Source organism: Enterobacter sp. 2VL (assembly GCF_005503595.1).
Classification (GTDB): domain Bacteria; phylum Pseudomonadota; class Gammaproteobacteria; order Enterobacterales; family Enterobacteriaceae; genus Enterobacter; species Enterobacter cancerogenus.
On sequence record NZ_SCNE01000002.1, the window covers coordinates 371,525 to 396,159 of the forward strand.

Sequence of the window (24,635 nt, forward strand, 5' to 3'; positions counted from 1 at the left end):
TCCTTATTGCGATGTCAGGCGCTGACGAGAATGCCCTGCTCTGCAAAGGCCGCCCGCAGGCGGCGCGCAAATGCCAGCGCATGCTCACCATCGCCGTGTAAACAGACCGTATCAGCCTGGACCTTTGCCGTTGTGCCGTCAATCGTCGTGACCTGCCCCAGGCGTACCATCTCCAGCGTCTGCGCCAGCGCCTGCGGTTCAGAGGTGATAAGCGCGTCCGGCTGCGTGCGGGGGACGAGGCTGCCGTCAGCCTGGTATCCCCGGTCGGCAAAGACTTCCTGGCGGGTGGTTAAGCCCAGACGCGCGCCGGCACGGATAAGCTCACTGCCGGCCAGACCGACCAGAATGCAATGCGGATTATAGTCCCGCACCGCCCGCGCGATGGCATCGGCCAGAGCAGGCTCTTTTGCCGCCTGGTTGTAAAGCATGCCGTGCGGCTTCACGTGGCACAGCACACCCTGCTGCGCACGGACAATCGCGTCCAGCGCGCCAATCTGATAGAGCGTCTGGGCGTAGACCGTCTCCGGCGGCAGATCCATCGCCGTTCGGCCAAAATTGGCCCTGTCAGGAAAACCCGGGTGCGCTCCGATCGCCACGCCGTGTTTGATGGCATTGCGCACGCTTGTCAGCATGGTTTGCGCGTCGCCCGCATGAAAACCGCAGGCGATATTGACCGAAGAGACCAGCGTCATCAGCGCATCGTCCGCGCTGCCGCCCTCGCCCAGATCGGCGTTTAAATCAATCTTTGCCATCCAGCCTCCAGGCCAGTTGATCCAGGTAGCGCTGCTGATCCTGCCGGGCTTTGAGCGCCTCTTCCAGCGTGCATTGTACAAAATGGATCGGCTGACCAAGCGGGATCTGCGCCAGATGGTAGCGATCGGCTTCAATAATGCAGGCAATTCTCGGGTATCCGCCGGTAGTTTGCGCATCGTTCATCAGCACGATAGGCTGCCCGTTCGGTGGAACCTGAATCACGCCCGGCAGCAGGCCGTGCGAAAGCAGCTCGCGGTCGGTTGTGCGGGTTAGCGGCTGCCCCTGCAGGCGATAGCCCATGCGGTTACTTTGCGGGCTGATCTTCCACGGCGAGCGCCAGAAGGATGCCTGAGACGCCGCGTCGAACTCCTGATACTCCGGCCCCGGCAAAGCGCGGATCTGATTACCCCACAGCAGCTGCTTCACGCCCTGGGCGGTGGAAAAATGCCGATCCGCAGGCTTGATATTCAGGCGATCGCCGTCGCGCAGCAAGCGTCCTTCATGCCCGCCAATGCCCGCTTTTGCGTCGGTACTGCACGAGCCAAGGACATCCGGCACGTCAAAACCTCCGGCGACGGCAAGGTAACTGCGTACGCCGTGCGAAGGACGGTTGAGGGTCAGTCGCTGGCCCGCTTGCGCCCTGAGACGCCAGCCCGTCCAGACCGCTTTACCGTCAAGCGTTGCATCGCAGCCTGCCCCGGTAAGCGCAAACCAGGTCTCCTGGCCGAATTCAATCACGCACTGTCCGAGCGTAATCTCCAGCGCCGCCGTGCTGCCGGGGTTGCCCACCAGCACGTTTGCAATTTCAAGCGCAGGGCGGTCGAGCGCGCCGCAATAGCTCACGCCGGACTGGCGCATGCCAAAGCGCCCGGCATCCTGTACCGAGGTGTAAAGCCCGGCGCGAATAAGCGTTAACATACCCCCTCCTTCTGCGGGATAAAGCGAAGGGTGTCGCCGGGACGCAGAAGTATTGGCGCATCCTGGCGTGGTTCAAATAATGGGGTGGACGTGTGCCCGATAAGCTGCCAGCCGCCGGGCGAGGCAAGGGGGTAGATGCCGGTCTGCTCACCGCCGATCGCCACCGTCCCCGCGGGTACGCTCAGGCGCGGCTCGGCGCGACGGGGGGTATGCAGCTCTGACGGCAGCCCGCCCAGATACGGAAAACCTGGCTGGAAGCCAACGAACCAGACCACGTAATTTACCGAAGCATGCATTTCAACCACCTGCTTCTCGGTTAAACCACTGTGTTGCGCCACGACGCCAAGATCCGGCCCGCCTTCCCTGCCATAAACCACCGGGATTTCAATGGATCTGGACTCCGGCTCCAGCGCCTCGCTCTCCTCCCACCAGCGCTGCAATCGTTCAATGGCATCCAGCGCCCCCGTGTGCGGGTGACGCAGCACCACGGTGATATTATTCATACCCGGAATGGCTTCAACCACCCCCGGCATCTCCGGTAGACGCTGGGCCAGCCGCCAGATACGCTTTTGCGTGGCAAGCGTCACCGGTGGTTCAAGTTCCAGAACCACGGCGGTTTCGCCCAGAAGATAACAACGCGCTCGCTGCACTTAACTACCTCTCATCAGGCCGGATTAGGGATATCTATAAAGGTCACATCCAGATCGGTATTTTCCGTCAACCACTCCCCGAGCGCGCGAATGCCGCCGCGTTCCGTTGCATGATGTCCGGCCGCATAGAAATGCAGCCCCTGCTCGCGGGCGGAGTGGATGGTTTGCTCGGAGACTTCGCCGGTAATGAAGGCATCAACGCCAAAACGTGCCGCGCTATCAATAAAGCCCTGACCACCGCCGGTACACCAGGCGACGCGCGTCACCAGATCCGGCCCCGTGTCACCGCACCACAGCGGACGACGCCCCAGACGCGCTTCAATCCACGAGGCCAGCTCCAGCCCCGGAACCGGCATCGCCAGCTCGCCCCACGGCACCAGCGGCTCGATTTCACCCTTCACGGTGATCCCCAGCAGCTGCGCCAGCTGCACGTTATTTCCCAGTTCCGGGTGCGCGTCCAGCGGCAGATGATAGCCGTAGAGGTTGATGTCGTTCGCCAGCAGCGTTTTCAGCCGGTTACGCTTCATACCGCGAATAACCGGCGCTTCGTTTTTCCAGAAGTAACCATGATGGACGATCACGGCGTCCGCCTGCTGGCGTACCGCCTCATCCAGCAGCGCCTGGCTTGCCGTCACGCCGGTGATAATTTTTTGCACCTTATCGCGCCCTTCAACCTGCAGGCCGTTCGGGCCGTAGTCGCTGAAGGCGGCAGTGTTGAGCTTCTCGTTAATCAGTCGTTCAAGTTCGTGGTTGTTCATCATCATTCTCTTACGCGTTACGGGCCGCTTCGTACGCCGCCAGCGTGGCGACGCGCGCCTGTTTATGATCGACGAGGGGGCGAGGATAATCGAGCGTTACGCCCTGCTTATCCGCCCACGTCCAGGGTTCATGGATTGCTTTAGCCGGCACCTCGTTAAGCTCCGGAAGCCAGTGGCGGATAAACTCGCCGTCGGCGTCAAACCGTTGCCCCTGGGTTGTCGGGTTAAAGATGCGGAAATACGGTGCCGCATCGGTACCGGTAGAGGCCGCCCACTGCCAGCCGCCGTTATTGGCAGCCAGATCGCCATCGATCAGCTGAGAAATAAAATACCGCTCCCCGACGCGCCAGTCGATAAGCAGATCTTTTACCAGAAAGCTGGCAGTAATCATGCGCAGGCGGTTATGCATCCACCCGGTTGCATTGAGCTGGCGCATCGCGGCATCGACAATCGGGTAGCCCGTCGTGCCGTTTTGCCAGGCGCGGAGCCGATCGTCGTTTTGCTGCCACTTGACGTTTTCAGTCCAGCGGATGAAAGGTCGATGTTTACATAAATCAGGATGATAAGTCATCAGATGGCGATAGAACTCGCGCCAGATAAGCTCGTTGAGCCACACGGCGCCTGCCGCACCGTCCAGCGCCTGCGGCTGCTCAGCCAGCAGACGATGCAGACACTGGCGTGGAGAGAGCACGCCCAGTGCTAAACAGGCCGACAACCGACTGGTTCCCTCGACGGCGGGAAAATCCCGCTGACTTTCATACTCAGCCGCCCCCTGTTTGCAGAAGTGGCGCAGCTGCGTGATGGCCGCTTTTTCATCGGCGGGGAACAGGGTTTCATCAAACGCCTGTTGAGGATAATCAAACGTCAGCGCGGGGAGATCCGTTAAGGGTTCGCCCCTTGCGGCGGGCGCGGCGACGCACTCCGGCAGCGCCTCTTTCAGGCGTTTGATAAAAGCGTTTTTGAACGGGGTAAACACTTTATACATCTCGTGGTTGCCGGTCATCACGCTGCCCGGCGGCAACATAACGCTGTCATCAAATCCCTGACACACCACGGTGTCTAACCGGTTTTCCAGCTGACGGTCCCGCTGTTGCTCGTTGAATTCGTACTGGTAGTTATAAAAAAGGTGCGTGACATCATGCTCGTCACATATCGCCTGCACCGCCTGCAGTTGCGCAGAGAAATCACTCACCTCTTTATAGATCAGCGGAATACCTTTTTCGCCCAGCGAGCGCTGCAGTTCGTTCAGATGCGCGCAGAGGTAGGCCGCCTGTCGGGGTGCCATATCATGCTGCTGCCACTGCTCGGGAGTCGCAATAAACAGTGCCAGCACGCGGGCGTCTTTGGCGCGGCAGGCTGCCGCCAGGGCGATGTTGTCGTGAACGCGTAGATCCGCGCGAAACCAAACCAGATGGGTGGGCATAAAACTCCAGGCAATTGTCCATTATGTCCGTAAGGGCATGCCACCAAAGGAAAAAGGGGCAGGCTTTTATGTACTTTGCCATGAAGTGTAGACGCGATGAAATAAAAAAGGCCGCCCGGGGCGGCCTTAACGCTACTTGTCCTGCGCTATCGTGGTTAACGCAATGAACGCGGAAGGTTCATCACTCTTAACGACGAGTACGCTGGCGACAATGAACGCAATGCAAAAATAGCGTTTCATTATGCGGTCCCTGCAGCTAACCGCTCCACCGTTCACCACCGGTGATAAGTCGATGGACACAAGCTCTGGTGAGAGCCTGACTCACGGTTGTGGTTACACCTTTCCCGGGACCGGTGCCCATGTGCGAGATGGCGGAAAGGGACGACGCATGGTAGTCGGCATTGATGTGGACTGGAATCCGCTCAACAGCCTTTTAAGATTATATTTAGAGAAACAACGTTTGATTCTTCAGTGCTGAGCAGTAAGATCGCAGACCTCTGGTGAGAGCTTGAAAAACCATCTATCCCAACGGACCGCGAATCCCGAGGGACAAAAAACCGCCACATTGCTGTTGGCGGTTTTTTTATCACTGTGCGTCATCTTTCTTTTTTAGTAGAAATCGCAGGTCGCTTTTTCGGCCTGATCCATCCACACCGGCTTCTCGCTGGTTTTCGCCCAGACGCGATGCAGATAGCTGTAAAAACGTGCGCGGTCTTTCCAGAAAAGCATCACCGGCAGTGCCAGCACGCCAGCCACTACGGCGAAAGTGCGACGCATGAAAACGATATGAGCCGGATACTCTTTATAAAGATCCATATTTTTCTCCCCTGTAGTTGGCCGGAAACGTCATCCGGAAAATGTGAAATCTGTGACCTGGATAAAATAATATCGTTTTGTTTGTAATTTTACTACTCATCCGACCACTTATTTCTCGCCATTTAGGGAATATTTACATTCACGCCGTAACTAAGTTACAAAAAAGTTAACGATTTACTTACCAATAGTTAAATTGTGGCTTTGCCATTTTTATACTTTTTTTACACCTTCCCTTCTGATTTTTGCGAAATCTTTGCGCCGTAAATCCTACCGTTAGCACCAGTACAACTGTCACCCGGAGGTGAATTGTGAGTGCAGGTCTGATTACCGGCATCGTGCTGGTGTTCCTGTTATTGGGTTATCTGGTTTATGCCCTGATTAATGCGGAGGCATTCTGATGGCTGCTCAGGCGTTTTTGCTTATCGCCAGCTTCCTGCTGGTGCTGTTCATACTGGCAAGGCCGTTGGGTTCCTTACTCGCGCGGATGATCAACAACGTGGCGTTACCGGGCACCGCAGGCGTTGAAAACGCGCTGTGGCGGCTTCTGGGAACACACGATCGGGAGATGACCTGGCGGCAGTATCTGCTGGCCATTTTGCTGCTGAATATTATCGGCCTGGCGGTCCTGTTTGCCATGCTGATGCTGCAGGGAAGCCTGCCGCTGAATCCACAGCAGCTGCCCGGCCTGTCCTGGCACCTGGCCCTGAACACGGCGGTCAGCTTCGTCAGTAACACCAACTGGCAATCCTATGCGGGTGAAACCACGCTCAGTTACTTCAGCCAGATGGCGGGACTGACGGTACAAAACTTTCTCTCTGCGGCGAGCGGTATCGCGGTGATTTTTGCCCTGACGCGGGCGTTTGCGCGTCAGAATGTCAGCACGCTGGGCAACGCCTGGGTCGACCTGACCCGGATTACCCTGTGGATCCTGCTTCCCATCGCACTGATCATTGCCCTGTTCTTTATCCAGCAGGGCACCCTGCAAAACCTGCACCCTTACACCCCTTATACCTCGCTTGAAGGGGCACAGCAGCTTCTGCCGATGGGACCTGTCGCGTCGCAGGAGGCCATCAAGATGCTCGGGACCAACGGCGGTGGGTTCTTCAACGCTAACTCATCCCATCCATTTGAAAACCCAACGGCGCTGACCAACCTGGTCCAGATGCTGGCCATCTTCCTGATTCCTGCGGCGCTGTGCTTTGCGTTTGGCGAGGTGGTTAATGACCGCCGTCAGGGCCGGACGTTGCTGTGGGCCATGTCATTAATCTTTGTGGTCTGCGTTGCGCTGGTGATGTGGGCCGAATGGCACGGCAATGGCCACCTTATGCCATTAGGCGCCAACAGCAATATCAACATGGAAGGCAAAGAGAGCCGCTTCGGTATTCTCGCCAGTAGTCTGTATGCCGTGGTCACCACGGCGGCCTCGTGCGGGGCGGTGAATGCGATGCATGACTCCTTTACGGCGCTCGGCGGCATGATCCCGATGTGGCTGATGCAGATCGGTGAAGTGGTGTTTGGCGGCGTTGGCTCGGGGCTGTACGGCATGCTGCTTTTCGTGCTGCTGGCGGTGTTTATCGCCGGTCTGATGATTGGCCGCACACCGGAATATCTGGGTAAAAAAATCGACGTGCGCGAGATGAAGCTGACCGCGCTGGCCATTCTGGTTACGCCCGCCCTCGTGCTGCTCGGCACCGCGCTGGCGCTGATGACCGATGCCGGACGCAGTGGCATTTTTAATCCGGGTATCCACGGCTTTAGCGAAGTGCTGTACGCCGTCTCGTCTGCCGCCAATAACAACGGCAGCGCCTTTGCGGGCCTGAGCGCCAACTCGCCGTTCTGGAACTGCCTGCTGGCCTTCTGCATGTTCGTTGGGCGTTTCGGCGTAATTGTGCCGGTGATGGCGATTGCGGGTTCGCTGGTGAATAAAAAAATCCAACCCACGACCACCGGTACGTTGCCTACCCACGGCGCGCTGTTTACCGGGCTATTGATTGGCACCGTCCTGCTTGTCGGTGCCCTGACCTTTATCCCCGCCCTCGCGTTAGGCCCGGTCGCGGAAACCCTCTCTTTACGCTGATTTGCGGAGAATTGTCATGAGTCGTAAACAACTGGCCCTGTTTGAACCGTCGTTAGTTCGCCAGGCCCTCATGGATGCGGTGAAAAAGTTGAGCCCACGCGTGCAGTGGCACAACCCGGTGATGTTTATCGTCTGGATCGGCAGCGTGCTGACCACCGCTCTGGCGATTGCCATGGGAACGGGGCATCTCCCGGGGAACGCCCTGTTCACCGGGGCCATCAGCCTGTGGCTGTGGTTTACCGTGCTCTTCGCCAACGTTGCCGAAGCGCTGGCGGAAGGCCGCAGTAAGGCGCAGGCCAACAGCCTGAAAGGGGTGAAAAAGACCGCCTTTGCGCGCAAACTGCGTGAGCCGAAATACGGTGCGCAGATGGACCAGGTGCCGGCAGACGAGCTACGCAAAGGCGACGTGGTGCTGGTCGAAGCCGGGGACATTATCCCCTGTGATGGCGAAGTGATTGAAGGGGGCGCATCGGTAGACGAAAGCGCCATTACCGGGGAGTCAGCGCCGGTTATCCGCGAGTCGGGCGGCGACTTCGCGTCTGTGACCGGCGGAACGCGCATTCTTTCGGACTGGCTGGTGATCCAGTGCAGCGTCAACCCGGGCGAGACCTTCCTCGACCGGATGATCGCCATGGTGGAAGGTGCCCAGCGTCGCAAAACGCCGAACGAGATCGCCCTGACCATTCTGCTGATTGCGCTGACGATAGTCTTTTTACTCGCCACCGCCACCCTGTGGCCGTTCTCTGCCTACGCCGGAACAGCGGTGAGCATTACCGTGCTGGTCGCCCTGCTGGTGTGCCTGATCCCGACCACCATCGGCGGCCTGCTGTCGGCCATCGGCGTGGCCGGGATGAGCCGCATGCTTGGTGCGAACGTGATCGCCACCAGCGGGCGCGCCGTAGAGGCCGCCGGGGATGTTGACGTCCTGCTGCTGGACAAAACCGGGACGATCACGCTCGGTAACCGTCAGGCCTCCGAATTTTTACCGGCCCCCGGCGTGGATGAAAAAACGCTGGCCGACGCGGCGCAACTCTCGTCTCTGGCAGATGAAACGCCGGAAGGCCGCAGTATCGTCATTCTTGCCAAGCAGCGTTTTAACCTGCGCCAGCGTGACGTCCAGAGCCTGCACGCCACCTTTGTCCCCTTCACCGCTCAGACCCGCATGAGCGGGATCAACATTCAGGACCGGATGATCCGTAAAGGCTCCGTCGACGCCATCCGTCGCCATATTGAAGCCAACAGTGGCCACTTCCCGCCAGAAGTCGACGCGCTGGTCGAGAGCGTCGCCCGTCAGGGGGCCACGCCGCTGGTGGTGGCTGAAGGTTCGCACGTCCTCGGGGTGATTGCCCTGAAAGATATTGTCAAAGGCGGGATCAAAGAGCGCTTCGCTCAGCTGCGCCAGATGGGCATCAAAACGGTGATGATCACTGGCGATAACCGTCTTACCGCAGCCGCCATTGCGGCCGAAGCGGGCGTCGACGATTTCCTGTCCGAAGCGACGCCGGAAGCCAAGCTGGCGCTGATCCGCCAGTATCAGGCCGAAGGTCGGCTGGTGGCGATGACCGGAGACGGCACCAACGACGCACCGGCCCTCGCGCAGGCCGACGTGGCGGTTGCGATGAACTCCGGTACGCAGGCGGCAAAAGAGGCGGGCAACATGGTCGATCTCGACTCTAACCCGACCAAGCTGATTGAAGTGGTACACATCGGGAAGCAGATGCTGATGACACGCGGCTCGCTGACAACATTCAGTATCGCCAACGATGTGGCGAAATACTTCGCCATTATTCCGGCGGCCTTTGCCGCCACCTATCCGCAGCTGGATGCGCTAAACGTGATGCACCTGCACTCCCCGGCGTCGGCCATTCTCAGCGCGGTGATCTTCAACGCGCTGATTATTGTCTTTCTGATCCCGCTGGCGCTAAAAGGGGTGAGCTATAAGCCGCTGACCGCTGCCGCGATGCTGCGCCGCAATCTGTGGATTTACGGTCTCGGCGGGCTGATCGTTCCCTTTATCGGGATCAAGGCGATCGACCTGCTGTTAACCCTGTTCGGGCTGGTTTAAAAGGTGAATCTCATGATGATGTTACGCCCCGCTATACTTCTGTTTATTCTGCTGGCGCTGATAACCGGCGGGCTTTATCCCCTGATGACGACCGCACTGGGCCAGTGGTGGTTTGCTGACCAGGCCAACGGCTCGCTGATCATGCAAGATGGCGAAACCCGCGGCTCACGGCTGATCGGCCAAAACTTTACCGCCGCTGGCTACTTCCAGGGACGCCCTTCCGCCACCGCCGAAAGCCCGTATAATCCCATGGCATCCGGGGGGAGCAACCTCGCGGGCAGCAACCCGGCGCTGGATACCGCCATCGCCGAACGCGTTGCCGCGCTGCGAGCCGCGAACCCGCAGGCAAGCCGTGAGGTGCCGGTGGAGCTGGTCACCGCGTCCGCCAGCGGGCTGGATTACAGCCTGACGCCGGAGGCCGTCGCCTGGCAAATTCCGCGCGTCGCTGCCGCGCGTCGCCTGACGGTGGAACAGGTGAGTCAGCTGGTCGCAGAACATACTCATACACCGCTGGTCAGTTTTATCGGCATGCCTGTCGTAAACATTGTTGAGCTCAATCTTGCGCTGGACGCGCTAAGGAAAAACTAAATGACCGACGAGCCGATGCGCCCGGATCCGGACAGGCTGCTCGAACAGACGGCGGAAGCCCATCGCGGCAAACTGAAAATTTTCTTCGGGGCCTGCGCGGGGGTCGGAAAAACCTTCGCGATGCTCACTGAAGCGCAGCGGCTGCGGGCGCAGGGGCTTGATATTCTTATCGGTGTTGTCGAAACGCACGGTCGTAAAGAGACGGCGGCGCTGCTGGAGGGGCTTGCCGTGCAGCCGGCGAGGCGCATCAACCACCGTGGGCGGCTGGTCACCGAGTTCGACCTTGACGCGGCCCTCGCCCGCCGTCCTGCTCTGATTCTGATGGATGAACTGGCGCACAGCAATGCGCCAGGCTCCCGCCACCCTAAACGCTGGCAGGACGTGGAAGAGCTGCTGGAAGCCGGCATCGACGTGTTCACCACGGTCAACGTTCAGCATCTGGAGAGCCTCAACGACGTCGTCAGCGGTGTGACCGGCATACAGGTACGGGAAACGGTTCCCGATCCGTTTTTTGACGCCGCCGACGAAGTGGTGCTGGTCGACCTGCCGCCGGACGATCTGCGCCAGCGCCTGCACGAGGGCAAAGTGTATATTGCCGGGCAGGCCGAGCGTGCCATCGAACATTTCTTCCGCAAAGGCAATTTAATCGCCCTGCGCGAGCTGGCCCTGCGGCGCACGGCGGATCGCGTTGATGACCAGATGCGTGCCTGGCGCGATCTGCAGGGACAGGAGCGGGTCTGGCATACCCGGGACGCCATTCTGCTGTGCATTGGTCACAGCAGCGGGAATGAGAAGCTCATCCGCACCGCCGCCCGCCTCGCCGCGAAGTTCGGCAGCGTCTGGCACGCGGTGTACGTTGAAACGCCGCAGCTTCACGTCCTGCCTGAACAGCAGCGGCGCGCGATTTTAAGCGCGCTCAGGCTGGCACAGGAGCTGGGGGCGGAAACGGCCACCCTCTCCGACCCGCAGGAAGATAAAGCCATCCTGCGCTACGCCCGCGAGCACAACCTCGGCAAGATTGTGATTGGCCGCCGTCAGCAGCGTCGCTGGTTGAGCCGGGAGTCCTTCGCCGACAGGCTGGCGCGCCGCGCGCCGGATCTGGACCTGGTGATCGTCGCGCTGGATGATAAACCCACCCCCCTTCCTGGCCGAACGCCAGACGCCCGCACGTTTAGTGAAAAGTGGCGCATCCAGCTTCGCGGTTGTCTGGTGGCCGCGGTACTTTGCGCCCTGATCACCCTGATTGCCAGCCAGTGGCTGATTGCCTTCGATGCCGCCAACCTGGTGATGATTTACCTGCTCGGCGTGGTTGTCGTGGCGCTGTTTTACGGACGCTGGCCGTCGGTGCTGGCAACGGTTCTCAACGTGGTCAGCTTCGATCTGTTTTTTATTGCCCCTCGCGGCACGCTCGCCGTCTCGGATGTGCAGTACATTCTCACCTTTGGGGTGATGCTTACCGTCGGGCTGGTGATCGGGAACCTGACGGCAGGCGTGCGCTATCAGGCGCGTATTGCCCGCTACCGCGAACAACGCACGCGGCATTTATACGAGATGTCCAAATCGCTGGCGGTCGGCCGCACGCCGCGAGATATCGTCCAGACCAGCGAGCAGTTTATCCGTTCGACCTTTCACGCCAGCAGCCTGATCCTGCTTCCTGATGAGCACGGCAAACTGCGCCCGCTGACATCGACCTCGGGCATGACGCCCTGGGATGAAGCCATCGCGCGCTGGAGTTTTGACAAGGGCTTACCGGCAGGTGCGGGCACGGATACCCTGCCGGGGGTGCCGTATCAGATCCTGCCGCTGTGCAGCGCGGATAAAAATCACGGGCTGGTCATTGTCGAGCCATCCAACCTGCGCCAGCTGATGATCCCCGAGCAGCAGCGGCTGCTGGAGACCTTCACGCTGCTGGTTGCCAGCGCGCTTGAGCGGCTGGCCCTCACCGCCAGCGAGGAGCAGGCACGGCTGGCGAGCGAGCGGGAAAGCATTCGTAATTCGCTGCTGGCGGCGCTCTCGCACGACCTGCGCACGCCCCTTACCGTCCTGTTTGGGCAGTCTGAGATCCTGACGCTGGATCTTGCTGCTGAAGGGTCTAAACACGCGATGCAGGCCAGCGAGATCCGCGAGCACGTGCTGAACACGACGCGCCTGGTGAACAACCTGCTCGATATGGCGCGCATCCAGTCCGGCGGGTTTAACCTTAAAAAAGAGTGGCTGACGCTGGAAGAAGTGGTTGGCAGCGCGCTGAAGATGCTGGAGCCGGGTCTCGGCGGCCGCCATATCGCGCTGAATATGCCGGAGCCGCTTACGCTTATCCATGTGGACGGCCCGCTGTTCGAACGTGTACTGATCAACCTGCTGGAAAATGCCGGTAAATATGCGGGGCCGAAGGCGCAGATTGGCATGAATGCTTCCGTGGAAGAACAGGCGCTGCGCCTGGAGGTGTGGGACACGGGGCCGGGCATTCCGCAGGGCCAGGAGCAGGCCATTTTTGAGAAGTTTGCGCGCGGCAATAAAGAGTCAGCCATTCCCGGCGTCGGGCTTGGGCTGGCGATTTGCGAGGCCATCGTTGAGGTGCATGGCGGTACCCTTTCGGCAGCCAACCGCCCGGAAGGTGGCGCACGTTTTTGTGTTACACTTCCTCTTGATGTCCCGCCCGAACTTGATGAATTACCAGAGGATTTGTGATTAACGTCCTGATTGTTGAAGATGAGCTCGCCATTAGCCGTTTTCTGCGCGCCGCGCTGGAAGGCGACGGCTTACGCGTCCACGAAGCCGGTACGCTACAGCGCGGGCTGATCGAGGCCGCGACCCGCAAGCCGGACCTGGTGATCCTCGATTTGGGGCTACCGGATGGCGACGGCATCGATTTTATTCGCGAGGTGCGCCAGTGGAGCCAGATGCCCATTCTGGTGCTCTCTGCCCGCACCGAAGAGACGGATAAAATTGCCGCTCTCGATGCCGGAGCGGATGATTACCTGGTCAAGCCCTTTGGTATTGGCGAGCTGCAGGCGCGGCTACGCGTGGCGCTGCGTCGGCACAGTGCCCCCTCCCCCAGCGATCCGGTATATACTTTTGGCGAGATCCAGGTCGATCTCGCCGCGCGGCGCATCCTTCGCGGTGACGAGGAGATCCACCTCACGCCGATCGAGTTCCGCCTGCTGGCGGTGCTGCTCAACAATCACGGCAAAGTTCTGACACAGCGCCAGCTGTTAAGTCAGGTCTGGGGACCTAATGCCGTCGAACATAGTCACTATTTACGCATTTATATGGGCCATCTGCGTCAAAAACTTGAAGTTGATCCCGCACGCCCCCGCCATTTATTAACTGAAACCGGTATCGGTTATCGGTTTATGCTTTGAATAGTTATTCACATTAATTTCAAATAAAAACAAAAACCCGCCGGTAATAAAGAGAAAATAAACCAAGAGGCAGTGCCTTACTTATTTTCCGCCATCAAAACACATTCCCAAAACACAAAAATAACATAAAACCTACAAAACAGCATTTTGATCTGCCATATTCATCAAAAGCGCATATTTATTTCTGAAATGATCCTTTAACGGTGATCTGCTTCACAGTTAAACCCATTTCCCAGGATAAAATGGCCGTGCTTTCAATTACTGAAAGGAAAATAAGCATGGAAAACAACAACCGTTTAATGCCGCATATAAGGCGGACAACCCATATTATGATGTTTGCGCATCGTAACTGCTTCGACTTTCATCTCTTTAACGCCCGGTAGTCCTTCGACTTCTGGCGCATCTGTTGACAGGTTGTTTTAAAACACCTTCTCTTACAGGCGTTTGCCTGTGAACACCTGCGTTCATTTCTCCTGATTCAGACTCATCCGCTACCGGGCGGACTAAATCGTATTCTGCAAAAAGCAATTAACTGATTTTCAATCAGCGGCCACCGTTTGCTTTTTTTCCGGATAACGTTCGATTTCTTTTTTAAAGAAATCGAGGGACTGCTATTACCTAAAATAAAGAGTGAAAGATGAAAAGTTTAAAAATTGCCACCAGCCGTACCTGCCCCGACTGTTTTACCACACATCGCGAGACGGTAGATGTCAGCACAACCGATTATATTGACATCGCCGCCGTGGTTCTGGCCACCCAGGATATATATACAGGCGCGATAGAAGAAATTGAGGCGACAGGCTTTGGCATTCCTGTCTTTATTGCCACCCAGAAAGACGAGATTGTCCCGGCAGACTATTTGTCGCGCATTCATGGCGTTTTTGAATGTTCAGACACCAGCAATGATTTTTACGGACGCCAGCTGGAAGCGGCGGCACAGAAGTACGAAACCCACCTGCGCCCGCCGTTCTTCCGCGCCCTGGTGGACTACGTTGAGCAGGGCAACAGCGCATTTGATTGCCCGGGGCATCAGGGGGGCCAGTTCTTCCGCCGTCATCCTGCCGGAAATCAGTTCGTGGATTTCTTTGGTGAGACCCTGTTCCGCGCCGACCTGTGCAACGCTGACGTGGCGATGGGGGATCTGCTGATCCACGAAGGCGCGCCGTGCATCGCCCAACAGCATGCGGCTAAGGTCTTTAACGCCGATAAGACCTACTTCGTGCTGAATGGTACCTCATCGTCAAACAAAGTGGTGCTCAATGCCCTGCTCACGCCGGGCGACCTGGTGCTGTTCGATCGCAACAACCACAAATCTAATCATCACGGTGCCCTGCTACAGGCGGGCGCAACGCCGGTCTATCTGGAGACCGCGCGTAATCCGTATGGCTTTATCGGCGGGATTGATGCGCACTGCTTCGAAGAGCGCTATCTGCGCGAGTTAATATCCGACGTGGCACCCGATCGCGCACACGCACCGCGCCCGTTTCGCCTGGCGGTGATCCAGCTTGGTACTTATGACGGCACCATTTATAACGCCCGTCAGGTCGTGGATAAGATCGGTCATCTGTGCGACTACATCCTGTTTGACTCCGCCTGGGTGGGCTACGAACAGTTTATTCCGATGATGGCTGACTGCTCGCCGCTGCTTCTGGAGCTGAACGAAAACGACCCGGGTATTCTGGTCACCCAATCCGTGCATAAACAGCAGGCCGGCTTCTCGCAAACCTCGCAGATCCACAAGAAGGACAGCCACATTAAAGGCCAGCCGCGTTATGTGCCCCACAAGCGCCTCAACAACGCCTTCATGATGCACGCCTCCACCAGCCCGTTTTACCCGCTGTTCGCCGCGCTGGATATTAACGCCCGCATGCACGAAGGCCAGAGCGGACGCAATATGTGGATGGACTGCGTGGTAAACGGCATTGAAGCGCGCAAGCTCATTCTGGAAAACTGCCGGTTTATCCGCCCGTTCGTGCCTGAACAGGTCGATGGACGCCCCTGGGAGAGCTGGGATACGGCGGAGATAGCCACCGACCTGCGCTTCTTCCACTTCGTGCCGGGCGAACGCTGGCACGCCTTTGACGGCTACGCCGAGCACCAGTACTTCATCGACCCCTGCAAACTGCTGCTGACCACGCCGGGGATCAACGCCAGCAGCGGTGAGTATGAGGATTTTGGCGTACCCGCCACCATTCTCGCCAACTTCCTGCGCGAAAACGGCATCATCCCGGAGAAATGCGACCTCAACTCGATCCTGTTCCTGCTGACGCCTGCGGAAGATATGGGCAAATTGCAGCAGCTGGTCGCCCAACTGGTGCGCTTCGAAAAGCTGCTCCAGCGCGATGCACCTTTAAAAGAGGTGTTGCCGTCACTCTATAGACAGCATCCGGATCGCTATGCAGATTACAGCCTGCGGCAAATCTGCCAGGAGATGCATGACCTATACGCCCGCAATAACGTTAAACAGCTGCAAAAAGAGATGTTCCGTAAATCTCACTTCCCGCGCGTGATGATGAGCCCGCAGGAGGCGAACTACGCCTATCTGCGCGGCGAGGTTGAGCTGGTTTCGCTGCGCGATGCTGAAGGACGTATCGCCGCAGAAGGCGCGCTCCCCTATCCACCGGGCGTGCTGTGCGTGGTTCCCGGTGAAGTCTGGGGCGGTTCGGTACTGCGTTACTTTGCGGCGCTGGAAGAAGGGATCAACCTGTTACCGGGCTTCGCACCGGAACTCCAGGGTGTGTACGTCGAGGAGTGTGACGGTCGTAAGCAGGTTCGCTGCTACGTCATCAAACGGTCTGCTGACCAGCCCGCGCTGCTGAAAGGAGAAACATTATGAGCAAGTCGAACAAGATGGGCGTGGTGCAGCTGACCATCCTCACCATGGTGAACATGATGGGGTCCGGGATTATCATGCTGCCCACCAAGCTTGCCGAGGTCGGAACCATCTCTATCATCTCCTGGCTGGTGACCGCCATTGGCTCGATGGCGCTGGCCTGGGCGTTTGCCAAGTGTGGGATGTTTAGCCGCAAGTCAGGCGGCATGGGAGGCTATGCGGAATACGCGTTCGGCAAGTCCGGCAACTTTATGGCGAACTACACTTACGGCGTGTCGCTGCTCATCGCTAACGTGGCGATTGCCATTTCAGCGGTGGGTTACGGCACGGAGCTGTTTGGCGCCACGCTGAGTCCGGTGCAAATTGGGCTGGCGACCATCGGCGTGCTGTGGATCTGCACCGTCGCCAACTTCGGCGGCGCGCGCATCACCGGACAGCTCAGCAGCATTACCGTCTGGGGGGTGATTATCCCGGTAGTCGGGCTGTGCGTTATCGGCTGGTTCTGGTTTAGCCCGACGCTGTATGCCAACTCGTGGAACCCGCACCATGTGCCGTTCTTTACCGCGGTAGGTTCGTCCATCGCCATGACGCTGTGGGCTTTCCTGGGCCTGGAATCAGCCTGTGCCAACGCCGACGTGGTGGAAAACCCGGAGAAGAACGTGCCGATTGCGGTGCTGGGCGGTACGCTGGGGGCGGCGGTGATTTACATCGTCTCGACCAACGTGATTGCCGGGATCGTCCCAAATAGGGATCTTGCCAGCTCTACCGCGCCGTTCGGTCTGGCCTTCGCGCAAATGTTCACACCGGAAGTCGGGAAAGTGATTATGGGGCTGATGGTGATGTCCTGCTGTGGTTCGCTGCTCGGCTGGCAGTTCACCATCGCGCAGGTGTTTAAATCCTCGGCGGATGAAGGCTACTTTCCGAAAATCTTCTCCCGCGTGACCAAAGCCGATGCGCCCGTGCAGGGAATGCTGGCGATTGTGATTTTCCAGAGCGGCCTGTCGTTGATGACCATCAGCCCGTCGCTGAACAGCCAGTTCAACGTGCTGGTCAACCTGGCGGTGGTGACCAATATCATTCCGTATATCCTGTCGATGGCAGCGCTGGTGATCATTCAGAAGGTGGCGAAGGTCGAACCGCGCAAAGCAAAAGCGGCGAATATCGTGGCGCTGATTGGGGCCATCTACAGCTTCTATGCGCTCTACTCCTCCGGTCAGGAAGCGATGCTCTACGGCGCAATGGTCACATTTATGGGCTGGACGCTGTACGGGCTGGTTTCACCGCGTTTTGAGTTGACGAACAAACACAGCTAAAAAAAAGCCCGGTGGCGCTAGCGCTTACCGGGCCTACAAAATCAATGTAAAACGGCAACCCCGGGGTTGCCGTTTTTAGTGTTTTCTCCCTCTCCCTGTGGGAGAGGGTCGGGGTGAGGGCATCAGCCCGCAACACACCAGCACTTACGCGTTTTTCAGCACTTCGCTAACAATCTCTACCGCTTCTTTCTCAATCTGCTGACGGTGCTCAGCGCCGAGGAAGCTTTCACAGTAAATTTTGTACGCATCTTCCGTGCCGGACGGACGCGCGGCGAACCAGCCGTTTTCGGTCATCACCTTCAGACCGCCGATAGACGCGCCGTTACCCGGAGCGGCCGTCAGGCGAGCCGTGATCGGATCACCGGCCAGAGTGCTGGCGCTGACCATTTCTGGCGAAAGCTTAGACAGCGCCGCTTTCTGCGCAGAGGTCGCGCTCGCCTGGAGACGGTTGTAGCTTGGCGCGCCAAAACGCTCCGCCAGCTCGTTATAGTGCTCCTGCGGGTTTTTACCAGTGACCGCGGTGATTTCAGCCGCCAGCAGACACATGATGATGCCGTCTTTATCGGTTGACCACGGCGTGCCGTCGAAACGCAGGAAGGAAGCGCCCGCGCTCTCTTCGCCGCCGAAGCCGAAGCTGCCGTCGTGCAGACCGTCAACAAACCATTTGAAGCCTACCGGCACTTCCACCAGCTTGCGGCCCAGCGCGTCGACCACGCGGTCGATCATCGCAGAAGAGACCAGCGTTTTACCGACAGCCACCTCATTGCCCCACTGTGGACGATGCTGGAACAGATAATTAATCGCCACCGCCAGATAGTGGTTCGGGTTCATCAGGCCAGCAGGCGTGACGATACCGTGACGGTCATAATCCGGGTCGTTAGCAAACGCCAGATCGAATTTATCGCGCAGCGCCAGCAGGCCGGCCATTGCGCACTCTGACGAGCAGTCCATACGGATAGCGCCGTCTTTATCCAGGTGCATAAAGCGGAAGGTCTGATCGACGTGATCGTTCACGATGGTCAGGTTCAGCTTGTAGTGCTCGGCAATACGTTTCCAGTATTCGATACCGGAACCGCCAAGCGGGTCAACGCCCAGCGTCAGGCCCGCTTTCTGAATCGCCGCCATGTCGACGATCTCCGCCAGCCCTTCCACGAATGGCTGCACCAGATCCTGCTCTTTCACGTGACCGGAGGCCATGGCCGCATCCAGAGAGATACGCTTAACGCCTTTCAGATCGTCTGCGAGCAGCGCGTTGGCGCGGTCTTCCACCACTTTGGTGACGTTGGTGTCTGCCGGGCCACCGTTAGGCGGGTTGTATTTGATACCACCGTCATCCGGCGGGTTGTGGGATGGCGTAATCACAATCCCGTCTGCCAGCGCGCCCCCTTTCTGGTTGTGCACCAGAATGGCGTTGGACACCGCAGGCGTTGGCGTAAAGCCGTTGTTCTCCTGAACAATCACGTCGACGCCGTTTGCCGCCAGCACTTCCAGTACGGAAATGAAGGCCGGTTCAGACAGGGCGTGCGTATCTTTCCCAACATAGCACGGACCGGTGACGCCATTTTTGGCGCGCTCTTCCGCGATGGCCTGGGCAATGGCCAGAATGTGCGGCTCGTTAAAGCTGTGGCGCGCCGCGCTGCCGCGGTGGCCAGATGTACCAAACTTCACTGCGTGTTCTGCGTTGCCCACCACCGGCTTCAGCACGTAGTACTGGGCGGTCAGTTGAGCGACGTTAATCAAATCGCTTTGTTGTGCAGGTTGGCCTGCACGGCTGTGATTTGCCATTGCCTGGTCCTTCTGATGCAAGGGTTAAATTGTACCGCAAACCTTTTCAATCAATTCCGCCGGGAACTGCATGGACTGCATGATGTGTTCAATCATGCTGCACTTGCGGCCCGTATTGGTATTGGTGATCACCCAGTACGGTGTGCCCGGGACGTGTTTAGGTTTGGTTTGATTGCCATTTTGCAGCAGCGTCTGCTCATCGCCCGCGAAGTAAACGCGGGTACGACCATGCAGCGACTCGGTCGCTTCAGCAAACGCGGTGTTATCCAGTGAATAAAGTGTAGTCAGCACCAGCATAAAGCGGTTAACCGCCTTTTTCTGTTCTGCATATTCATCTGACAGCAGCAGCTCGCGCATCGCGCGCACTTTGTCTTTCACCGGCGCGACGGCAGGTTTTGCTTGTGCGGTAACACTCGGCTGAGAGACGACATCTTTAGTGGCTGGGGTAGCAGGCTGTGCGGCGGCGGAAATTTTGAGCATACGCCGTAAAATGTCGGACGCGCTCTCCCCGATATGCCGCGTCTGGCTGGCAATATACTGATAGAGTTCGTCATCAACTTCGATTGTTTTCATCTTAATCCAGTGCGATATCTTATCTGAATACAAGTCGTTGGGATTATAGGAGCAAATCCCAACAGCGGATAGCGTCAAACCAGGTTGGCGGCAAAAGTCGGATTAAACTGGATCCTTGCAGCCGGGCGGCAGAATGGACAACATGATACCCTAACCTGACATACGTAAAAAAAGAACTTTGCCATGAAATTGAATACCCGAGCGCAATCTGCACAATCGCCGAACAATAATTCTCCCATCGTACTGGTTCACGGCCTGTTTGGTAGCCTGGATAACCTGGGCATACTGGCGCGCGATCTGGTTGCCGATCATGACATTTTGCAGGTCGATATGCGTAATCATGGCCTTTCCGGGCGTTCGCCTGACATGACTTACGCGGCGATGGCGCAGGATTTGCTGGATACGCTGGACGCACATCAACTTGAGAAGGTCACTTTAGTCGGGCATTCCATGGGTGGTAAAGCGGTGATGGCGCTGACGGCGCTGGCACCGGAACGTATTGCTGGCCTGGTGGTGGTTGACGTGGCCCCCGTGGATTACGACGTGCGTCGCCACGACGAGATTTTCGCGGCGATCAATGCGGTCACGGAGTCTGGCGTGTCTACCCGTCAGCAGGCCGCAGCCGTCATGCGTGAACACCTCGATGAGGAAGGCGTGGTGCAGTTCCTGCTTAAATCCTTTGTCGACGGTCAGTGGCGTTTTAACGTCCCGGTACTTTGGGATCAGTATACTCACATTGTCGGCTGGCAGCCGGTTCCCGCCTGGCAGCACCCTGCCCTCTTTATTACCGGCGGCAATTCACCCTACGTGACCGAGGCGTACCGCGACGCTCTGCTGGCGCAGTTCCCACAGGCTCGCGCGCACGTCATCGCCGGGGCGGGCCACTGGGTTCATGCAGAAAAACCGGAGGCGGTCCTGCGCGCTATCCGCCGCTATCTTACTGATACAGCGAATTGATTAAAAAGAGAGCGACTGGAAGACAGAGGGCTTCCAGTCGTTGGCGTGTCGTTTTCGGTGATGTATGATGGCGCGCTTATCGCCCGGGCATTAACAGGGCGGCTTGTTTTCCCCCGAAGTCTCTGAATCATGGCCAAAGAACAAACGGACCGTACGACACTAGACCTGTTCGCGAATGAGCGTCGCCCGGGACGACCCAAGACGAATCCGCTTTCGCGTGATGAACAGCTGCGTATCAATAAACGCAACCAGCTTAAACGCGATAAAAATCGTGGGCTTAAGCGTGTCGAACTGAAGCTCAACGCTGACGCTGTCGATGCGCTAAACGAGCTGGCCTCCGCCCGTGATATCAGCCGCAGCGAGTTGATTGAAGAGATGCTGATCGCTCAGCTCAACGCGTTACGCAGCAAGGCATAAGTCTGAAAAACCCCCGTATTTCCCTTTTCATGTAGCACAGAGTGCAGTCCTGCGCGATAGCTGTTTCCGCAGGGTTGCCAGTTCTGCTATTATTGCCCTTATCCGTGGACAAATTGCGCCACCATACCATTAAGTTTCAAGAGGTTATTTTACTCATGGCAATCATCGGCATTTTCTTCGGCAGTGATACCGGCAATACCGAAAATATCGCAAAAAACATTCAAAAACAGCTCGGTAAAGACGTTGCCGATGTACATGACATCGCCAAAAGCAGCAAAGAAGACCTCGAAGGTTATGACATCCTGCTGCTGGGTATCCCGACCTGGTACTACGGCGAGGCGCAGTGCGACTGGGACGATTTCTTCCCGACGCTCGAAGAAGTGGACTTCAACGGCAAGCTGGTCGCCCTGTTTGGCTGCGGCGACCAGGAAGACTACGCGGAATACTTCTGTGATGCGCTGGGCACCATCCGCGACATCATTGAGCCACGCGGCGCGGCGATTGTCGGCCACTGGCCAACGGCGGGCTACCACTTTGAAGCGTCCAAAGGCCTGGCAGACGACGATCACTTCGTGGGTCTGGCTATCGACGAAGATCGCCAGCCAGAACTGACCGCTGAGCGTGTCGAAAAATGGGTGAAGCAGGTTCGTGAAGAACTGAACCTCGACGACATTCTTAACGCCTGATTTTCCTGCGGCGCAACTGCGGTTGCGCCCGCATGCCAGGTAAAACCGATTAAATTAATTGCTACAAACTTTTAACTTTTTCGCTCAGACCTGTACAATATCCCCCTGATAAAAAGTGGGCTCCATCGAACAAGTTTGTTGGTGATACCACGTTTTTATAAGCATACTTTGCCTGAGACTTGCAGTTTTCATTTAGCCATGGCAGTTCTATAATGAGACGCATTATCCCAGGTGCATTTTCTGTCACTTCTTCTTTTGAAGTGAAACGTTTAGCAACAGGACAGATTCCGCATGACCGACAACAATACCGCATTAAAGAAGGCTGGCCTGAAAGTAACGCTTCCTCGGTTAAAAATCCTTGAAGTGCTTCAGGGGCCAGACAATCACCATGTCAGTGCGGAAGACCTTTACAAGCGTCTTATCGACATGGGCGAAGAAATTGGGCTGGCAACCGTTTATCGTGTGCTGAACCAGTTTGATGACGCGGGCATTGTTACCCGTCATAATTTCGAAGGCGGTAAATCTGTTTTCGAGCTGACCCAGCAACACCACCACGATCATCTGATCTGCCTCGACTGCGGCAAGGTCATTGAGTTCAGCGATGATTCTATTGAATCACGCCAGCGTGAAATTGCCGCGCGCCACGGTATCCGTCTGACTAACCACAGCCTGTACCTGTATGGACACTGTGCGGAAGACGATTGCCGCGAAGATGAGCACGCGCACGACGCGAAATAAGCAAACTTTCATACTCTGAGCCAGCCGCAAGGTTGGCTTTTTTTTTGCCTTAAAAAGCCCGGTGGCGCTGCGCTTACCGGGCCTACGGGCGATGACACCTCTGTAGGTTCGGTAAACGCAGCGCCACCGGGCGTCAAACAGCGCTATTGGTTATTATTATTACGAATTTCCTGCCAGATCTTATCGCAACGCTTCTCGACTTCCTGATCGTTACCGGTTTGACGCGCCTGAATACAGGCCTGGTAATCCATCACGCGGACATTCTCCTGCGTCGCGAACTGCTCATGCGCTTTCTCTTTCTTCAGCACATTCAGCACGCTCTGGCAGGCTTCAACTTTCTCCGGCGAGCCTTGCGCGGTATTGATACAGGCGCTGTAGGCCTCTTTCAGACGCGAATCTTCTTTCGGGGCCTGAGGCTGCGCACAGGCCACCAGCCCTGTTGCCAGCATCGCGACCATGACTACTTTTCTTTTCATCTGCCGTCTCCGTTTCGGCGGGCCACGCCCGCCGGGGTCTTCATCAGAAAATAGTGAATGGCGCGATGACCATGAATTTCACGTCACGTTCATCCTGGAAGATGTTGCCGTAACCGCCCGCATAGCTTGGGATATCGGAGTGGTTGTCATACTGCGTGAAGTGCAGTTTGAACATGGTGCCCTTGGCACGCCCGTCCTGCAGGGTGTAGCTCGCATCCAGACTGTAGGCGGACTCTTTCAGGCGGTAATTAGGATCGTAGTACGCATCCGGGGTTGCCATATCAGCAGGCTTCGCGTCCCACGCGTAAGCATAAGAAGCACCGACCGCCCAGCCTGGCAGATTCCAGTTTTTCAGGTCATACATTGCACCGAAGAAGACGGCTTTTTCACCGTCGGCGTTGAAGTCAGAGCGGTTATCCCACCAGATATCCAGACGACCGTTTGATGAGGCGTAAGTTGGGGTCATACGCTGCAGGAAGTAACCCTGCTGCCCTTCCGCCTTCACCCACGTCCCTTCCAGACGCAGGTCAACCTGGCCCACCTTGTAACCGAAGGTCAGCGCCTGCAGCCATGCGGTACCGTCGTAGATATCGTTAACGGTGCCGTTGCTGGCTTTATCACGCGTGCCATAGAACTGATAGCTGGTGCTCAGCGGGCTGTCCACAACGTCGAATTTGTAGCTGGCTTTCGCGAAATACTGATCGATATAGCCTTCAGCCTGTCCGAAGGCGGCTTCCAGTACCAGGTCGTTTTTGAAGTCATACTTCGCACCCAGGGAGTGGAGGTAGTCCACTTTGGTGGTTTTATCGTTCTGGTAGAACTTATCCATCTCAATGTGCCACGGCGCTTTGTACTCGTTGGTCCACATATAGGAGAAGCTCAGCGCCCCGGCATCGCCGTAGTCAAAATTGGCCCCCGCTTCTGCGCCCTGATAGGTACCCGGCATGAAGCTCCAGTGTGGGGCTAACAGCGTCTGTCCGGTTGGCTGAATATAACCTGCGCGCGCCCATACCGGGCCGTATTTGAATTTCGCCGCGGCCTTATACAGGCTGATGCCGCTCTTATCCCCGGACCAGTCTTCGTCATAGGCTTTATTGCTGGAGGAGAATGCGATTTCGTTCGGGTGACCACTGTCGCCGTTTTCCGCCATTTCAATTGCGGTAAACGCCGCAATATCCAGGCCAAACATATCCGCGGCATAACCCGACTGGAAGTCCAGGTTGGCGTTCCAGGTGGAGTGAGAAAGGTTGGTTTTGTATTTGTCTTCAGTGACGTCTTTACGGTCACGCTCACGCTGCCAGTAATAAATTCCGCCCGTGAGGGTTGAATCATCAATGAAACCTTCTGCTTTAGCCTCTGGCGTAATCACCAGGCCCGACATTGCTGTCACACCGGCAATAGCCAGCGCCAGCGCACTACGTTTGCCACTGAACGTACGCATAGATTA

General features: G+C 57.4%; 23 protein-coding genes. 13 read left to right on the forward strand and 10 right to left on the reverse strand.

The features are described from left to right. Window positions 1–14 precede the first annotated feature (14 nt). The 6 genes from pxpA to FFS28_RS06170 form a co-directional block, all read right to left on the reverse strand. Window positions 15–752, reverse strand: coding sequence for a 5-oxoprolinase subunit PxpA (pxpA, locus tag FFS28_RS06145; RefSeq protein ID WP_137849056.1), 738 nt, complete (start codon window positions 750–752; stop codon window positions 15–17). Then, window positions 739–1,671, reverse strand: coding sequence for a 5-oxoprolinase subunit PxpC (gene pxpC / locus FFS28_RS06150; RefSeq protein WP_137849057.1), 933 nt, complete (start codon window positions 1,669–1,671; stop codon window positions 739–741). Before pxpC ends, pxpA begins: the two co-directional genes overlap by 14 nt. Beyond that, a complete protein-coding gene (gene pxpB / locus FFS28_RS06155) occupies window positions 1,665–2,321 on the reverse strand; it encodes a 5-oxoprolinase subunit PxpB (protein ID WP_042321000.1) in 657 nt (218 codons plus the stop codon). The genes pxpC and pxpB overlap by 7 nt, the downstream gene beginning before the upstream one ends. A gap of 14 nt (window positions 2,322–2,335) precedes the next feature. Continuing rightward, entirely contained in the window at window positions 2,336–3,079 is a 744-nt protein-coding gene (locus FFS28_RS06160; RefSeq protein WP_137849264.1) for a type 2 GTP cyclohydrolase I, read from the reverse strand. 10 nt (window positions 3,080–3,089) lie between these two features. Next, a complete protein-coding gene (gene phrB / locus FFS28_RS06165; RefSeq protein WP_058610543.1) occupies window positions 3,090–4,502 on the reverse strand; it encodes a deoxyribodipyrimidine photo-lyase in 1,413 nt (470 codons plus the stop codon). A gap of 609 nt (window positions 4,503–5,111) precedes the next feature. Then, entirely contained in the window at window positions 5,112–5,318 is a 207-nt protein-coding gene (locus FFS28_RS06170; protein WP_014069366.1) for a YbfA family protein, read from the reverse strand. Between the two features lie 308 nt (window positions 5,319–5,626). Here FFS28_RS06170 and kdpF point away from each other — a divergent pair, with 308 nt between their 5' ends. From kdpF to potE, 9 genes are all read left to right on the forward strand, one after another. Then, window positions 5,627–5,716 carry a K(+)-transporting ATPase subunit F gene (kdpF, locus tag FFS28_RS06175; RefSeq protein ID WP_015386886.1) on the forward strand — a complete coding sequence of 30 codons (90 nt, stop codon included), beginning with the start codon at window positions 5,627–5,629 and terminating at the stop codon, window positions 5,714–5,716. After that, window positions 5,716–7,395, forward strand: coding sequence for a potassium-transporting ATPase subunit KdpA (kdpA, locus tag FFS28_RS06180; protein WP_137849058.1), 1,680 nt, complete (start codon window positions 5,716–5,718; stop codon window positions 7,393–7,395). The genes kdpF and kdpA overlap by 1 nt, the downstream gene beginning before the upstream one ends. Window positions 7,396–7,411: 16 nt before the next feature. Further along, complete coding sequence (kdpB, locus tag FFS28_RS06185; protein WP_137849059.1) at window positions 7,412–9,460, forward strand: potassium-transporting ATPase subunit KdpB; 2,049 nt, start codon at window positions 7,412–7,414, stop codon at window positions 9,458–9,460. 12 nt (window positions 9,461–9,472) lie between these two features. After that, a complete protein-coding gene (gene kdpC / locus FFS28_RS06190; RefSeq protein WP_137849060.1) occupies window positions 9,473–10,048 on the forward strand; it encodes a potassium-transporting ATPase subunit KdpC in 576 nt (191 codons plus the stop codon). Next, entirely contained in the window at window positions 10,049–12,736 is a 2,688-nt protein-coding gene (kdpD, locus tag FFS28_RS06195; RefSeq protein ID WP_137849061.1) for a two-component system sensor histidine kinase KdpD, read from the forward strand. Continuing rightward, on the forward strand, window positions 12,733–13,410 hold the full coding sequence (gene kdpE, locus FFS28_RS06200) for a two-component system response regulator KdpE (RefSeq protein ID WP_058610540.1): 678 nt from the start codon (window positions 12,733–12,735) through the stop codon (window positions 13,408–13,410). The genes kdpD and kdpE overlap by 4 nt, the downstream gene beginning before the upstream one ends. A 278-nt stretch (window positions 13,411–13,688) precedes the next feature. Continuing rightward, window positions 13,689–13,793 carry a leader peptide SpeFL gene (speFL, locus tag FFS28_RS06205; protein WP_003858645.1) on the forward strand — a complete coding sequence of 35 codons (105 nt, stop codon included), beginning with the start codon at window positions 13,689–13,691 and terminating at the stop codon, window positions 13,791–13,793. A gap of 254 nt (window positions 13,794–14,047) precedes the next feature. Beyond that, on the forward strand, window positions 14,048–16,246 hold the full coding sequence (speF, locus tag FFS28_RS06210) for an ornithine decarboxylase SpeF (protein ID WP_137849062.1): 2,199 nt from the start codon (window positions 14,048–14,050) through the stop codon (window positions 16,244–16,246). Continuing rightward, window positions 16,243–17,556: a putrescine-ornithine antiporter gene (gene potE, locus FFS28_RS06215; protein WP_137849063.1), complete on the forward strand. Its 1,314-nt coding sequence runs from the start codon at window positions 16,243–16,245 to the stop codon at window positions 17,554–17,556. Before speF ends, potE begins: the two co-directional genes overlap by 4 nt. Before the next feature lie 144 nt (window positions 17,557–17,700). Here the strand turns inward: potE and pgm are convergent, their stop codons facing one another. Then, window positions 17,701–19,341: a phosphoglucomutase (alpha-D-glucose-1,6-bisphosphate-dependent) gene (pgm, locus tag FFS28_RS06220; RefSeq protein ID WP_006177174.1), complete on the reverse strand. Its 1,641-nt coding sequence runs from the start codon at window positions 19,339–19,341 to the stop codon at window positions 17,701–17,703. Window positions 19,342–19,365: 24 nt separating this feature from the next. Next, entirely contained in the window at window positions 19,366–19,914 is a 549-nt protein-coding gene (gene seqA, locus FFS28_RS06225) for a replication initiation negative regulator SeqA (RefSeq protein WP_006177173.1), read from the reverse strand. A gap of 183 nt (window positions 19,915–20,097) precedes the next feature. Between seqA and ybfF the strand changes: the two genes are divergently transcribed. The 4 genes from ybfF to fur all read left to right on the forward strand — a co-directional run bounded on the left by ybfF (window position 20,098) and on the right by fur (window position 22,712). After that, entirely contained in the window at window positions 20,098–20,871 is a 774-nt protein-coding gene (gene ybfF, locus FFS28_RS06230; protein ID WP_088207682.1) for an esterase, read from the forward strand. 129 nt (window positions 20,872–21,000) lie between these two features. Further along, a complete protein-coding gene (ybfE, locus tag FFS28_RS06235; protein WP_101738051.1) occupies window positions 21,001–21,288 on the forward strand; it encodes a LexA regulated protein in 288 nt (95 codons plus the stop codon). A 155-nt stretch (window positions 21,289–21,443) separates the two neighbouring features. Then, on the forward strand, window positions 21,444–21,974 hold the full coding sequence (fldA, locus tag FFS28_RS06240) for a flavodoxin FldA (RefSeq protein WP_003858653.1): 531 nt from the start codon (window positions 21,444–21,446) through the stop codon (window positions 21,972–21,974). Window positions 21,975–22,265: 291 nt separating this feature from the next. Then, window positions 22,266–22,712, forward strand: coding sequence for a ferric iron uptake transcriptional regulator (gene fur / locus FFS28_RS06245; protein WP_137849064.1), 447 nt, complete (start codon window positions 22,266–22,268; stop codon window positions 22,710–22,712). Window positions 22,713–22,855: 143 nt separating this feature from the next. Here fur and chiQ read toward each other — a convergent pair whose 3' ends face one another. After that, a complete protein-coding gene (gene chiQ, locus FFS28_RS06250) occupies window positions 22,856–23,188 on the reverse strand; it encodes a ChiQ/YbfN family lipoprotein (RefSeq protein ID WP_058610537.1) in 333 nt (110 codons plus the stop codon). Between the two features lie 43 nt (window positions 23,189–23,231). Beyond that, window positions 23,232–24,629 (reverse strand): chitoporin ChiP, encoded by a 1,398-nt coding sequence (chiP, locus tag FFS28_RS06255; protein ID WP_137849065.1) that lies wholly within the window; start codon window positions 24,627–24,629, stop codon window positions 23,232–23,234. Window positions 24,630–24,635 lie beyond the last annotated feature (6 nt).